The sequence below is a fragment of the Actinocorallia lasiicapitis genome (genome assembly GCF_054778695.1).
Genome location: NZ_BAAGZI010000137.1, coordinates 1 through 13,732, shown reverse-complemented (window position 1 = coordinate 13,732; position 13,732 = coordinate 1). Strand labels below are relative to the sequence as shown.

Sequence of the window (13,732 nt, the reverse complement as noted above, 5' to 3'; positions counted from 1 at the left end):
CACGACGGCCGCTGACAGGGCGATGCGCATCGGCCGATTGTCGCGGCGGTCCGGACGGCCGCGGGTCAGCCGGACCCCAAGCCCAGGCAAAGATCACCCGGGCCGGGGCCGGTCGGTTCAGACGGCCGCGGGATCGGGGTCTGGCTCGGGGTTGCGGGAGCAGAGCGCGTCCGGGCCGTCGGCCTGCGGCGGCAGGTCGCCGTCCTCGAGATAGGCCGACACCAGGGCGCGCAGGCACTTGTTGCCGAGGGCGTCGGCGTGGTTGCCGCCGCCCGACTCGACCACGAGCCGCGACTCGGGGAACAGCGCGTGCGTCTCCAGGGCGCCCGGGTACGGGGTGGCGGCGTCACCGGTGGCGGCCGTCAGCAGGATCTCGGCGCCGGTGCCGCCGATCTTCGGCGGGACGGTGCCGTGGGTCGGCCAGAACATGCACGGCGCGTTGAACCAGAGGTTCGACCAGACGTTGTAGCGCAGCCCGGAACGGTACTGGCGGAGCGCGTCGTACTTCCAGGTCGCCCAGTCCGTCGGCCAGGCGGTGTCGGCGCACTCGACGGCCACGTACATCGTGTACTCGTTCGCGTCCTGCGGCCTGGGCGGGGCGACGAGCTCGGTCAGCGCCTGCTCGTCGCGGTCGTGGAACCAGCGCGACAGCAGGTCGGCCGTGGCGCTCCAGCTCCAGTCGCCGTAACCGGACCTCAGCACGGCGTCGTCGAACTCCGACGGGCCGATCCGGCCGACCGGGTTCCGCTTCAGCGCGTCGCGCATCCCGTAGTAGGAGAGCTCGACCCGGCGGCGGGTGTCGCCGAGGCCGAACCGGTCGTCGTGCTCGGCGATCCAGGACAGGAACGCGCCGAACCGCTGCTCGAACGCGACGTTCTGCTCCAGGTTCGCCTGGTACCAGGCGTCCGACGGTTTGACGACGCCGTCGAGGACCATCCGCCGCACCCGCTGGGGGAACATCGTCGCGTAGACGGAGCCCAGATAGGTGCCGTAGGAGTAGCCGAAGTAGTTGATCTGCGCGACGCCCAGTGCCCGCCGCAGGGACTCCAGGTCGCGGGCGCTGTTCGCGGTCGTGAGATGCGGCAGCAGCTCACCGTGATGGGCGGCGCAGTCGTCGGCGAACCGCTTCGCCCGGTCCAGCCAGACCTGCTCCTCGGCTTCGTTCGCCGGCACGTAGTCGGGGCGCGGCGCTTCCTGTGGGTGCATGTACGACGGGTCGCAGGTGACGGCCGGGACGCTCGCGCCGACCCCGCGCGGATCGAACCCGATCCAGTCGTACCGGTCGGCGATCCGCTTCGGCAGCCCCAGCGCGGTGCTGACCGCGACCGTCAGCCCGGACGCTCCGGGGCCGCCCGGGTTGGCGAGCACGACGCCCTGGTAGTGGTCGGAGTCGGTGTGCACCAGCCGGCTGACCGCGAGCCGCAGCTTCGGCCCGGCGGGGTCGGTGTAGTCGCGCGGCACCTCGAGGGTGCCGCACAGCACCTGGCGTCCGGAGTCCTGCAGGGTCATGCACGGCCGCCAGCCGAAGGAGGCGGCATGTGCCGTGGCGGGAGCCGTCGGCGCGGCGGCCAGCAGCAGGGCGGCGGTCCCGGTGACCGCGAGTGATCGTTTCCACACGCTGGTGTTCTACCGCGCGGAAACGGTGGAGCGGTCCCGGCGGGAGGCCGGTTTACCGAATCAGGAGGAGGCGACGACCTGCACGCCGGGGCCGCTGTCGTCGTCCAGGTCGACCTCGATGCCCATCGCTTCGGCGATCTTCAGGGCCTCTTCGATGAGGGTCTCGACGATCTGGTCCTCCGGGACGGTCTTGACGACCTCGCCCTTGACGAAGATCTGCCCCTTGCCGTTGCCGGACGCCACGCCCAGATCGGCCTCGCGGGCCTCGCCGGGACCGTTCACGACACAGCCCATGACCGCGACGCGCAGCGGAACCGGGAACCCCTGGAGCCCGGCGGTGACCCGCTCGGCGAGGGTGTAGACGTCCACCTGGGCGCGGCCGCAGGACGGGCAGGACACGATCTCCAGACCGCGTTCGCGCAGCCCGAGCGACTCCAGGATCTGGTTGCCGACCTTGATCTCTTCGACCGGCGGGGCCGACAGGGAGACCCGGATGGTGTCACCGATGCCCTGGGACAGCAGCGCGCCGAACGCCACCGCCGACTTGATGGTGCCCTGGAAGGCGGGGCCCGCCTCGGTGACGCCCAGGTGCAGCGGGTAGTCGCACTTGGCGGCGAGCTGCCGGTACGCCTCGATCATCACGACCGGGTCGTTGTGCTTGACGGAGATCTTGATGTCCTGGAAGCCGTGCTCCTCGAACAGCGAGCACTCCCAGAGCGCCGACTCCACCAGCGCCTCGGGCGTGGCCTTGCCGTACTTCTCCAGCAGGCGCTTGTCGAGCGAGCCCGCGTTGACGCCGATCCGGATCGGGACGCCCGCGCCCTGCGCGGCACGCGCGATCTCGCCGATCTTGTCGTCGAACTTCTTGATGTTGCCCGGGTTCACCCGGACGGCCGCGCAGCCGGCGTCGATCGCGGCGAACACGTACTTCGGCTGGAAGTGGATGTCGGCGATGACCGGGATCGGGGACTTCTTCGCGATCGCGGCCAGCGCGTCGGCGTCGTCCTGCGAGGGACACGCCACGCGCACGATCTGACAACCGGACGTCGCGAGCTCGGCGATCTGCTGGAGGGTCGCGTTGACGTCCGCGGTGAGCGTCGTCGTCATGGACTGCACGGAGACGGGCGCGTCACCGCCGACCGGCACCGAACCGACCATGATCTGGCGGGACTTGCGGCGAGGGGCCACCTGGGGGGCGGCGGGGCGGATCTTCGGCAGACCGAGTTCGACGCTCATACGCCCTATTGTGTCAGCCTTGCACGGGTGCTCTCGCGCGCCCAGGCGTCCGCGGCCAGCACATCTTCCAGAGTTGGTGTCCCGATTGGTGTGTGTTCGCCCACAATTTCGGCCACGGTGTCGACGATTCCGAGAAACGGAAGCCTGTCGTTGAGGAAAGCGTCGACACACTCCTCGTTGGCCGCGTTGTAGACCGCGGGCGCGGTGCCGCCCGCCGCGCCCACCTGCTTGGCCAGCGCGACCGCGGGGAACGCCTCGTCGTCGAGCGGGGCGAACTCCCAGGTGTGCGAGCGGCTCCAGTCGATGCCGTAGGACGCGCGCTCGATCCGGTGCGGCCAGGTCAGGCCCAGCGCGATCGGCAGGCGCATGTCCGGCGGGCTGGCCTGCGCCATCGTCGAGCCGTCGGTGAACTCCACCATCGAGTGGACGACCGACGACGGGTGCACCATCACCGTGATCCGGTCGAAGGGCACGTCGAACAGCAGATGCGCCTCGATCACCTCCAGCCCCTTGTTGACCAGGGTGGCGGAGTTCACGGTGATGACCGGGCCCATCGCCCACGTCGGGTGGTTCAGGGCGTCGGCGACCGTGACCTCGGCCAGTTCGGCGCGGGACCGGCCGCGGAACGGGCCGCCGCTGGCCGTCACGACCAGCCGGCGGACCTCGCGCGGCTCGCCGGCGAGCAGGCACTGGGCGAGCGCCGAGTGCTCGGAGTCGACCGGGACGATCTGCCCCGGCTTCGCCTTGGCCTTCACCAGCGGGCCGCCGATGATCAGCGACTCCTTGTTGGCGAGGGCGAGCGTGCTGCCGGCGTCCAGGGCCGCCAGGGTGGAGGCCAGGCCGAGCGCGCCCGTGACGCCGTTCAGCACCACGTCACAGGGGTGGGCGGCGACCGCGGCGACCGCCTCGGGCCCCGCCACGATCTTCGGGATGCGGTAGTCGCCGCTCGCGTAGCCGCGCTTGGCCGCCTCGGCGTAGAAGGCGAGCTGGAGGTCCTGCGCGGCCGTCGCCTTCGCGACCGCCACGACCTCGGGCTGGAATCTGAGGGCCTGTTCGGCCAGCAGATCGACCCGGCCGCCGCCCGCCGCGAGCGCGACCACCCGGAAGTTCTCCGGGTTCTCCGCGATCACGTCGAGGGCCTGAGTTCCGATCGACCCGGTCGACCCGAGCACCACCACGTCTGTCACGGTTACATTCTTCCCGGGCGACCTCATGGCGATGCAAGTTCACCAAAAGTAGCCGCGTGGACACGCGCAGTGCTGCACACTGCTGTTCCCATGGGGACGGAGAGCTGGCCGGCGAAGGCCGCCATGGCGATGCTGGGGATCGTGCCGATCGCTCCGCTGGGGCTCTGCCTGGTCGGCGGGCCCGCTCCCGTCGTCACCCACGAACTCCAGGTCACCAGCGCCCGGCAGGTGCTGCGCTACTGGACCCTCGACCGGATGGAGCGGGCCGTCGCCCCGGCGCGCGAGCAGCGGTCCGGGCTGACCGCCGGGTTCTATCCGCAGGAACGGCGCGCGCCGTCCGCGCGGAGCACGGGGGAGCTGTGGCCGTCCGGCCGCGGCGACGTGCGCAGGACCGTCGGCAAGGTGTTCTTCACCATGAACGGCAAGGACTTCCTGTGCTCGGCCGCGACCGTCCGCAGCACCAACCGCGACCTCGTGGTGACGGCCGGGCACTGCGCGAAGAACGGCAAGGGGCCCTGGGCCGAGAACTGGATCTTCGTCCCCGGCTACCGGGACGGCGCGGGGCCCGAAGGCGGCTACACGGCGCGCCGGATGTTCGTCGCCGACCGGTGGACCAAATCCGGCGACGACGACTACGACGTCGCGATGGTGGCGCTCGCGCCCGCCGACGGCGAGCACGTCACCGACGCCGTCGGCGGCAACCCCATCGCGTTCGAGCAGCCGCGCGGCCGGCAGGTGTACGGGTTCGGCTACCCCGCCGCCGGACGGTACGACGGGGAACGCCTCGCCTACTGCAGCGGCCGCCCGGCGTCCGACCCGCACAAGGCGACCGACGCCGAGGGACTGCACTGCGACATGACCCAGGGCTCCAGCGGCGGGCCGTGGCTGCGGAACTTCGACCCCCGCACCGGCACGGGGGTCATCACCTCGGTGAGCAGCTTCAAGTACGCCGACGACGACGTCACCATGTACGGCCCGTACTTCGGCTCCGCCATCCGCCGCCTGTACGAACAGGCCGAGAAGGGCTGAGGCCCCCCGATCAGAGGGGCAGGCCGGTGACGACCATGACCTTCTCGTAGGTGTAGTCGGCCATCGTGCTGGCGACGCCCTCACGGCCCACACCCGACTCCTTGACGCCGCCGTACGGCATCTGGTCGGCGCGGTAGGACGGGACGTCGCCGATGATGACGCCGCCCACCTCCAGTTCACGGCGCGCCTTGAACGCGGTGTCGAGGCTGCGGGTGAAGACACCCGCCTGGAGCCCGAACCTGGAGTCGTTGACCTTGGCGAACGCCTCGTCGACGGTGGCCGCCCGCTCGATGATCATGACGGGGCCGAAGACCTCCTCGCAGGAGACCTCGGCGTCGGCGCGGACGTCGGTGAGGACGGTCGGAGCGTAGCTGGCGCCGTCGCGGGTGCCGCCCGTCTGGACGGTGCCGCCCGAGTTGTTCACCCAGGCTTCGACGCGCTTGGCGGCGTCCTCGCTGATGAGCGGGCCGACCTGGGTCTTGTCGTCCCATGGGTCGCCGGTGACCAGGCTCTCGACCGCGCTGACGATCTTCGGTACGAGCCGGTCGTAGGTGTCGCCGACGGCGTACACGCGCTGCACCGCGATACACGACTGCCCGGCCTGGTAGTTGGAGAACAGGGCGGTGCGCTGCGCCGCCCAGTCGAGGTCGGCGTCCTCGCAGACCACGGCCGCGGCGTTGCCGCCCAGCTCCAGCACCACGTGCTTGCGCGGCGCCGACGCCTGGATCGCCCAGCCCACCGGGCCTGAGCCGGTGAAGGAGACGATCGGCAGCCGCTCGTCCTGGACGAGCTCGGCGGCGCGGTCGTTCGGCACCGGCAACACCGAGAACATGCCCTCCGGCAGGTCCGTCTCGGCCAGGATCTCGCCGAGGACCAGCGCCGACAGCGGGGTCGCGGGCGCCGGCTTGACGATGACGGGCGCGCCGACCGCGATCGCCGGGGCGACCTTGTGGGCCGTCAGGTTCAGCGGGAAGTTGAACGGGGTGATCGCCAGGACCACGCCGTACGGCTCACGGCCGACATAGGCGAGCCTGCCCGTGCCGCCCGGGTCGGTGTCGAGCCGCTGCACCGAACCCGACCAGCGGCGGGCCTCCTCGGCGGCGAACCGGAACACGCTGATCGCACGGCCGACCTCGCCCCGCGCCCACAGCAGCGGCTTGCCGTTCTCCCCGGTGATCAGCCGGGCGATCTCCTCCTGGCGTTCGGCCAGCCGGCGCGCCACATGCGCCAGGGCCTCCGCCCGGACGTGCAGCGGCAGCGCCGCCGCCTCCTTGCGCACGGCGTAGGCCTTGGCGATGGCCTCCTCCACCTGCGCGGAGGTCGGCACCGCGGCGGTGCCGACCACCCGCCCGTCGTACGGGTGGGTCACGGTGATCTCGTCGTCGCCGGTCGCGGGCCGCCCGGCCAGCCAGAAGGGAGTGCTGCTCATGTCTCCAAGCTAGCCCGATCCGGCGGTGACAAACCTCTGTCCACTGTGGACAGCGGATTATCCAACGAGGCGGGTAAACAGGTGTTCGAAGGTGGTGGCGGGGTCGGTGGTGAGCCCGGGGTGCACGGGGCCCGGCTGCAGGATCGTGCTGCGCGGCGCCGTCAGCCAGCGGAACCGGCGGCCGAGCGAGTCGCCGGCGGCGTGGTCGTCGCCCTGGCAGTGGGCGCTCACCCCGTGCAGGGCGCGCTGTAGCTGCGGCAGGTCGAGCGCCGGGCTGAGCGCCTTCAGCCGCTGCTCGTCCACGAAATGACGGAACCGGAGGTAGTCCCGCAACTGGCAGTAGAAGACCAGCCCGACGTTGACGCACTCGCCGCGTTCGAGGTCGGGGATCACCCGTAGGAGCGCGTACTCGTACACCAGCCGCTCGGAGGTTCCGATGTTCACCTGCTCATGCCGCTCCAACGCCGGAAGGTCGCCCTCGGGGCGCTCCAGGAGGGACCGGTCGCCGCCGGTCTCGCCCTGTGCGGACAGTTCCTGCCAGAGCCGGGCGTAGGCCTCCTCGTCGTGGCCGCCGGTCATGGGAGCCACGTCCTCGGGATGGCGAGGCGGGCCTTGAGCTGGGTGAAGTAGGCGTCGCGGACGGCCTGCGGCGAGTCGAAGCCGGGCTCGTCGGTGATCCACGCCTCGGGGAGCTGGTCGAGGACGTCGTGGAGGAGCTCGTCGGTGATCTTCGGCAGGAGTTCCGCCTCGGCGCCGCGCAGGTCCTTGGCGTACGGCTTGAACACGTGGTCGTCGACGTCGTAGGGCTTCGCGACCAGCTTGTCCGCGGACTTCCACGCATGATGGAAGATCAGCGAGGCCCCGTGGTCGATCAGCCACACGTCGCCGTGCCACACCAGCATGTTGGGGTTCCGCCAGGACCGGTCGACGTTCCCGATGAACGCGTCGAACCACAGCACTCGCGACGCGAACTCGACGTCGGGCGTCCAGGCCAGCGGGTCGTAGTTCAGCGCGCCCGGCAGGAAGTCGACGCCGAGGTTCCAGCCCAGCGAGGCCGTCAGCAGGTCCTGCACCTCTTCGTCGGCCTCGTGCCGCGCCATCGCCGCGTCGAAGTCCAACACCACCAGCCGAGGCACCCGGAACCCCAGCCGCCGCGCCAGCTCCCCGGCGACGATGTCGGCGTTCAACGCCTTCCGCCCCTGCCCGGCCCCGGTGAACTTGGCGACATAAGTCCCCAGATCGGCGGCCTCCACCAACCCGGGCAACGACCCGCCCTCCCGCAGGGGCGTGACATAACGCGTGGCTTCCACAACAGGCAACACCCCCCCAGGCTACGGCCGGACCGCCCGTCCTCCCGCCCGAAGACGCACCGGGAGTGGCGCGGTCAGTAGGCGAGGAGGCCGTCGGGGCGGTAGTGGAAGGGGCGGGGTGGGGAGCCGTTGGTGGGAAAGTAGTCGAGGTAGTCCTCGAGGCGGTCGGTCCAGAAGTGGGATTCGGTGAGGCCGCCGAGGGCTTCGACCACGTCCAGGACGGTGCGGAGGGCGGGCAGGGAGCGGAGAGCCGGATCGGGGTCGGTCCTGGCTTCGGCCAGGCGGCGGTCCAGGAGGGCGAGCAGGGCGACGGAGCCGGCGACCTGGGCGAGGCCGGTGAAGCTGTGCTCGTCGACCAGCCCCTCGCCGAAATCCCAGGCGCCCGGATCGTAGACGGAGACGGCGCCGTCGGGCATCAGCATGATCGTCTGCCCGCCGAACTCGCCGAGCCCGTGGCAGTACGCGGGCGCGTCGGCGTCGTCCTCGTAAGCCCCGGCGAAGACCTCGGCGGGCGTCGCCTTCCAGGGGCCCTTGGTCAGCAGGTCGGCGGAGTCGTAACGGATCTCGGCCAGCTTGACGGCGGGCACCCCGACCTCGGCGAGGAACCGCGCGGTCGCGGCGTCCTCGGTGTAGCTCTCAGGGTTGGCCGGAGTCCAGAGCCGCTCCGCGCCGACACAGCGCTCCAGCCATCCCCGGCTGGGCGAGCGGACCAGCGCCGCCAGCGCGGCCACGTCGAATTCGTCGATCATGCCCGGAATCCAACCAGTGCGCCGCGGACCGTGCCATACCCCCGTGCCATATCCCGAGGTCGTGGCACGGCCTAAAGGCGGTCGATGATCTCGGTGGCGAAGCGTTCGAGGGTGGCGATCTTCAGGTCTAGGCCGGTGTGGCGGGACTTCTCCTCGTCGGAGGGGAACCACCAGGGGGCGGCCATGGTGCCGGTGACGCCGCGGTCGTGCCACTTGCGGTAGAGGTCGGGGGAGGGGCGTTTGCCGATGGGGGCGACGACCTTGAAGTCGGCCAGGGTGCGGCCGTTGTCCTTGAGGTGGAGCTCCAGCCGTTGGAGCAGCGACTCCAGTTCGGGTTCGCGGTAGACGCGGTTGCCGATCCAGCCGTCGCCGATCCGGGCGGCGCGCTTCAGGGCGACGTCGGAGTCGCCGCCGACGTAGACGGGGACGGGTTTGGCGGGGACCGGTGCGATCGACAGGGGGCCGAAGTCGAAGAACTCGCCGTGGTGCTCGACCAGACCGCCCTTCCAGAGCTCGCGCAGCGCCGGGATCATCTCGTCCAGACGCCTGCCGCGGGTGTGGAAGTCCTGGCCGGTCTGCAGGAACTCGTCCTTGCACCAGCCGACGCCCACCCCGAACCGGACCCGGTCGCCCGACAGGAACGCCGCCGTCGAGACCTGCTTGGCGACGGTGAAGAAGTCCCGCGCGACCGGAATGAAGACATTGGGCGCGAAGTTCAGGGTCGTCGTCACCGCGGACAGCGCGCCGATCGTCACGAAGACGTCCGGCCAGTGCGTGTCCGGCTGGTAGGGGGGCGCGCCGGACTCGCTGTAGGGGTAGGGGGCGTCGTAGTCGGCGTAGAAGATGTGGTCGGAGATCGCCATGGTGTCGAAGCCGAGGCGCTCCGCCGCCTTCGCCAGCGGCAGGTAGTCCTGCGCGTCGACGAAGGCGGCACCGAGCCAGAATTCCATCTGCTGAATCCCCAGGTCAGGAAGCGGGTCAGGAGGCGAGCGGGTCAGTCGGAGAACTCGGGGATGATGTGCTCGGCGAACATCTCCAGGTTCCGCTTGACGGTGTCGAGCGGCAGCACACCCTGCTGGCCCTGCATGAACAGGCCGAACCACTCCAGGTCGGGCATCCGGTCGAGCATCCGCTGGATGCCGCGCTTGACGTCGTCGGGCGTGCCCAGCAGCGCCATCTCGACTTCGTTCATCCGCTTGAAGTCGCCCTTCTCGGCGCTGATCGGCTTGAACTTGTCGTCTTCCTTCTTGCGGAGGACTTCGAGGTAGCCGAACGGGCCGAAGAACGACGCGAAGTCCTTCTGCATCCCCTTGCCGAAGGTCTCGATGGCCTCTGCCTTGGTGTCCGCCATGCCGACGATCTTCAGGATGCCGGTGTGCTCACCCAGCTTGTAGATCTTGCCGAGCTTGGCGCACTCGTCCTGGTAGAGCTTGGCCTTCGCGGCGTGGTCGTCGGGGTTCGGGGTGAACATCCACGGCAGGATGCCCTCCTGCGCGGCGCGCACCACGGACCGGTCGGAGACGGTGAACGGCTGCCACAGCTCCGGATGCGGGTACTGGTAGGGCTTCGGGCAGACCGAGATGCCCTGGATGACGCCGTTCTCGTCGAGTTCGCCCGCACCGAACTTGTTGGTCCAGTCCTGGGCGGGCCAGCCCTCGATGCCCTTGTCGTAGGGGGCGGGGATCTCGTAGTCGAGGACGTCGCTCTTGTAGCGGAGCAGATCCTGGTCCCACGCCATCTTCATGATCTTCAGGACTTCGCCGAACACGTCGAAGTTCCGGTTGTCCTCGGCGCGGCCGTCGGACTTGGCGGCGGCGGCGTGCCAGCGCTGGCCCAGGACGTTCATCCACCGGTTCTGGTAGCCGCGCGCCACCCCGAGGCGGAGCCGGCCCTTGGAGAACTGGTCGAGCAGCGCGACGTCCTCGGCGGCGCGGATCGGGTCCCAGGCGGGCAGGACGATGCCGAGCGGTGCCAGCAGCAGGCGTTCGGTGCGGGCCGCGAGGTCCGTCAGGAACATCAGCGGGTTCACCGAGAACTCGAAGCCCTCGGAGTGGAAGTGGTGCTCGGTCATCATCAGCGCGTGGAAGCCGATCTGGTCGGCCAGCACGGCGATCTCCCGCACCTCGTGCAGCAGCGCCTGGTAGGAGTCGGTGTCCCGGCCGATCGGCTTCTTGGCGACGGCGTTCTCCTCGGCGCCCCATCCGGAGCCGGGGATCTGCGGGTTGAGGAAGATCGAAAACTTCACGGGGAAACCTCTCTTGAAAGGACGCTGCCAAGCCAGGTCTGGAGGACGTGCACGAACTCTGCGGGGCGTTCCTCATGCAGGCGGTGGCCGTTGCCGGGGAAGAACCGGGTCTCGGCCTTGAGGACGTCCCGCTCCCACTCCGCACGTTCGGCGTCGGCCCACAGGGCCAGGACCGGCTGGGTGCGGCGGGACAGGTACGCCTCGGAGCGGGGTCGGATCCCGAACTGGTCGTCGTCGGTGAACATGCCGGCGAAGGCCTGCGCGACGACCTCGATCGGGGTGCCGAGGATCTTGCGGGTGTGCCAGGCGCGCACGTACGCGGGGGTGGCGGGGGTGTAGAGGGTCGCGTCCATGGCGAGGGCGGTGGCGTGGCCGTCGGGGCCGCGCAGGGCGTCGGCCATCCGGGGCAGGAACGCGCCGACCTCGGGCCGGAGCCCGTACGCGGGGTCGATGACGGCGACCGCCTCGACCAGTCCGGGGTGTTCGATCGCCAGCACGCTGACGACCTGGCCGCCGAGGGAGTGGCCGACGGCCGTGCACCGCTCGACGCCGAGATGGCGGAGCAGGGCGGCGAGGTCCTCGGCCATGACGCGCGGGGTGTGGCCCGTCGCGGGGACGGACGAGTAGCCGTGGCCGCGCAGGTCCGGCGCGATGACCCGGTGGGTGCGCGCCAGTTCGGGGATGTGCCAGATCCAGTCGTGCGAGTCGGCGGCCATGCCGTGGACCAGCAGCAGGACGGGTGCGTCGCGGGGGCCGTCGTCGGTGCAGAAGAGGGTCACGTCTCCGTGGCTCGTGTGCAGGTCGGCGTGGGGCATCCGGCGTCATCCTCCTCTCGGTTGGGCGAACAAGCGCACGCTACATCAATATAGTGAAACCGAGCAATCGCTTGGTCGAGTCGAGCGGTGGAAGGTGAGGCAGCACACATGCGTCTCGGGATCACGATGTTCGCCACGGACCGCACCATGCCCGCGCACGAGCTGGCGGTCGCGGCCGAGGAGCGCGGTTTCGCCTCCCTCTATCTGCCGGAGCACACCCATATCCCGGTGTCCCGGCTGACCCCCGCGCCCGCGACGCGGGAGGCGTCAGGCGCGGAGCCGGGGTTCCTGCGCGGCGTCAACGGCGACGAGACGCTGCCCGAGTCCTATGCCCGCGCGCTGGATCCGCTGGTCGCGCTGGCGGCGGCGGCCGCCGTCACCTCGACGATCGAGCTGGGCACGGGGGTCGCCCTGCTCGCCCAGCGGGAACCCCTCGTGACGGCCAAGGCGGTCGCCTCGCTCCAGCATCTGTCGGGCGGACGGTTCGTGTTCGGCGTCGGCTTCGGGTGGAACGTCGAGGAGGCCGCCGACCACGGCGTCCACTGGCCGACCCGCCGCGACCTGGTCCGCGACCGCGTCCAGGCCATGCGCTCCCTGTGGACCGACGAGGTCGCCTCGCACCAGAGCGCCCACGTCTCCTACGCGCCGAGCTGGTCCTGGCCGAAGGCGAAGGTCCCGGTGCTCCTGGGCGGCGCCGGCGGCCCGAAACTCCTGCAGGCCGTCGCCGCCTACGCCGACGGCTGGCTCCCGGTGGGCGGCGCCGGCCTCCGCACCACCCTCCCCGCCCTGGCCCGCGCCTGCGAATCCGCCGACCGCGACCCGTCCACCCTCCGCGTCATCCCCTTCGGCACCCTCCCCACCCCCCAGAAGCTCGACCACTACGCCTCCCTGGGCCTCACCGAGGTGGTCCTCCGCATCCCCAGCGCCCCCCGCGACACCGTCCTCCCAATCCTGGACACCTACACCACCCACCTGAACTGACCCCCCGCCTCGCCCAGCCAGCCCCCGGCAAGATCGCCTCGACCTGCGGCGTGTCGCCCTTTCGCGGCGTTGAAACGGGCGACACGCCGCAGGTCGACGCGATCAAGAAGCGGGGTCAGCGGGGGAAGATGAACATGGCGGTGGCTTCGATGGTGACTTTGGTGTTGGGGGCGGTGATGGTGGCGGTGGCCCAGGTTTTGCGGCCTTCGGAGCGGGTGACGTGGGCTTCGGCGAGGAGGGGGACGCCGTGGGGGGTGGGGCGGCGGTAGCGGAGGTCGAGGGTCGCGGTCATGCCGGGGGTGCCGTTGGCGGCGGCCGCCGAACCCAGGAGGTGGTCGAGGATGAGGGCGCTGACGCCGCCGTGGACGAAGGTCGGCGGGCCCTCGTAGACGTCCGAGAGGGTGTACTCGGTGTAGACGGAGCCGTCTTCGCGGGTGTGGATGACGATCGGCGGGGCGATCGGGTTGAGGATGCCGGTGACGGGGGAGCCGAGCGCCCGCATCATGCCGTCGGCGCCGATGCTCGCGCGGGGCGGCCGCTCGGTGCGGGCCGAGGCCAGCCGCGCGTTGATCGCGGCGAGCTGAGCGGTGAGCTCGGCGAGGTCGCCGGCGGGCAGGGCCGTGTGGACGACCGCCTCGATCAGCGTGCGGGCCTCGGCGGCCAGCGCGGCCAGGGAGGCGATCTCACCGGGCGTCGGCTCCTGCCGGGCCGTCGTGGCGAAGATCTCGTGCATGGCCGCTCTGGCTCCACTCATAGAACCTCATTCTAGTCAGCCCGCGGAAGTCAGCCGAGGTAGGCGGCGCGGACGGCGGGATCGTCGCGGACGGCGGCGGGCGGCCCCGACGCGATCACCTTGCCGAGGTCGAGGACGGTGAGGTCGTCGCAGGTGTCCATGACGAACGCCACATCGTGTTCGACGAGCAGGATCGTCGCGTCGAGCTCGGCGAGGACGGCCGCGAACCGGGCGGCCTGGGCGGCGTCGAGCCCCGAGGTGGGTTCGTCGAGGAGCAGCAGCGACGGCCCGTCGACGATCGCCCGCGCCAGCTCGACCAGCCGCCGCCGCCCGATGGGCAGCTCGGCCGCGTACAGCGCGGCGTGCTCGGCGATCCCGCACCGCTCCAGCGCGGCCAGGGC

General features: G+C 70.8%; 14 protein-coding genes. 2 read left to right on the top strand and 12 right to left on the bottom strand.

Features of this window, described 5'->3' with window-relative positions:
* Window positions 1–117: 117 nt before the first annotated feature.
* From ACYVE7_RS17015 to dxr, 3 genes are read right to left on the bottom strand one after another with little or no spacing between them, the layout of a single operon-like run.
* The gene (locus ACYVE7_RS17015) at window positions 118–1,617 is read right to left on the bottom strand and encodes an alpha/beta hydrolase (protein WP_460365687.1); all 1,500 of its coding nucleotides are present in this window, start codon (window positions 1,615–1,617) and stop codon (window positions 118–120) included.
* A gap of 60 nt (window positions 1,618–1,677) precedes the next feature.
* Window positions 1,678–2,853, bottom strand: coding sequence for a flavodoxin-dependent (E)-4-hydroxy-3-methylbut-2-enyl-diphosphate synthase (gene ispG, locus ACYVE7_RS17010; protein WP_460365686.1), 1,176 nt, complete (start codon window positions 2,851–2,853; stop codon window positions 1,678–1,680).
* Window positions 2,854–2,858: 5 nt separating this feature from the next.
* Entirely contained in the window at window positions 2,859–4,067 is a 1,209-nt protein-coding gene (gene dxr, locus ACYVE7_RS17005) for a 1-deoxy-D-xylulose-5-phosphate reductoisomerase (protein WP_460365685.1), read from the bottom strand.
* Window positions 4,068–4,130: 63 nt separating this feature from the next.
* Here dxr and ACYVE7_RS17000 point away from each other — a divergent pair, with 63 nt between their 5' ends.
* Window positions 4,131–5,069, top strand: a complete 939-nt coding sequence (locus tag ACYVE7_RS17000; protein WP_460365684.1) for a trypsin-like serine peptidase — start codon at window positions 4,131–4,133, stop codon at window positions 5,067–5,069.
* Between the two features lie 10 nt (window positions 5,070–5,079).
* Here ACYVE7_RS17000 and ACYVE7_RS16995 read toward each other — a convergent pair whose 3' ends face one another.
* The 7 genes from ACYVE7_RS16995 to ACYVE7_RS16965 all read right to left on the bottom strand — a co-directional run bounded on the left by ACYVE7_RS16995 (window position 5,080) and on the right by ACYVE7_RS16965 (window position 11,617).
* Window positions 5,080–6,498 carry an aldehyde dehydrogenase family protein gene (locus ACYVE7_RS16995; RefSeq protein WP_460365683.1) on the bottom strand — a complete coding sequence of 473 codons (1,419 nt, stop codon included), beginning with the start codon at window positions 6,496–6,498 and terminating at the stop codon, window positions 5,080–5,082.
* Window positions 6,499–6,555: 57 nt separating this feature from the next.
* Window positions 6,556–7,077: a DUF3037 domain-containing protein gene (locus tag ACYVE7_RS16990; RefSeq protein WP_460365682.1), complete on the bottom strand. Its 522-nt coding sequence runs from the start codon at window positions 7,075–7,077 to the stop codon at window positions 6,556–6,558.
* On the bottom strand, window positions 7,074–7,820 hold the full coding sequence (locus ACYVE7_RS16985; protein WP_460365681.1) for a HipA family kinase: 747 nt from the start codon (window positions 7,818–7,820) through the stop codon (window positions 7,074–7,076). Before ACYVE7_RS16985 ends, ACYVE7_RS16990 begins: the two co-directional genes overlap by 4 nt.
* Window positions 7,821–7,882: 62 nt before the next feature.
* Complete coding sequence (locus ACYVE7_RS16980; RefSeq protein WP_460365680.1) at window positions 7,883–8,557, bottom strand: hypothetical protein; 675 nt, start codon at window positions 8,555–8,557, stop codon at window positions 7,883–7,885.
* Between the two features lie 71 nt (window positions 8,558–8,628).
* Entirely contained in the window at window positions 8,629–9,507 is an 879-nt protein-coding gene (locus tag ACYVE7_RS16975) for a TIGR03619 family F420-dependent LLM class oxidoreductase (protein WP_460365679.1), read from the bottom strand.
* Between the two features lie 44 nt (window positions 9,508–9,551).
* Window positions 9,552–10,802: an LLM class flavin-dependent oxidoreductase gene (locus ACYVE7_RS16970; RefSeq protein ID WP_460365678.1), complete on the bottom strand. Its 1,251-nt coding sequence runs from the start codon at window positions 10,800–10,802 to the stop codon at window positions 9,552–9,554.
* Window positions 10,799–11,617 carry an alpha/beta fold hydrolase gene (locus tag ACYVE7_RS16965; protein ID WP_460365677.1) on the bottom strand — a complete coding sequence of 273 codons (819 nt, stop codon included), beginning with the start codon at window positions 11,615–11,617 and terminating at the stop codon, window positions 10,799–10,801. Before ACYVE7_RS16965 ends, ACYVE7_RS16970 begins: the two co-directional genes overlap by 4 nt.
* A gap of 108 nt (window positions 11,618–11,725) precedes the next feature.
* Between ACYVE7_RS16965 and ACYVE7_RS16960 the strand changes: the two genes are divergently transcribed.
* Window positions 11,726–12,598, top strand: a complete 873-nt coding sequence (locus tag ACYVE7_RS16960) for a TIGR03619 family F420-dependent LLM class oxidoreductase (RefSeq protein WP_460365676.1) — start codon at window positions 11,726–11,728, stop codon at window positions 12,596–12,598.
* A 115-nt stretch (window positions 12,599–12,713) separates the two neighbouring features.
* On the opposite strand, the gene ACYVE7_RS16955 is transcribed toward ACYVE7_RS16960, so the two are convergent.
* Window positions 12,714–13,352 (bottom strand): PaaI family thioesterase, encoded by a 639-nt coding sequence (locus tag ACYVE7_RS16955; protein ID WP_460365675.1) that lies wholly within the window; start codon window positions 13,350–13,352, stop codon window positions 12,714–12,716.
* 29 nt (window positions 13,353–13,381) lie between these two features.
* Window positions 13,382–13,732, bottom strand: a 351-nt coding sequence (locus tag ACYVE7_RS16950; protein ID WP_460365674.1) for an ABC transporter ATP-binding protein C-terminal domain-containing protein, incomplete at its 5' end; no start/stop codon positions are given.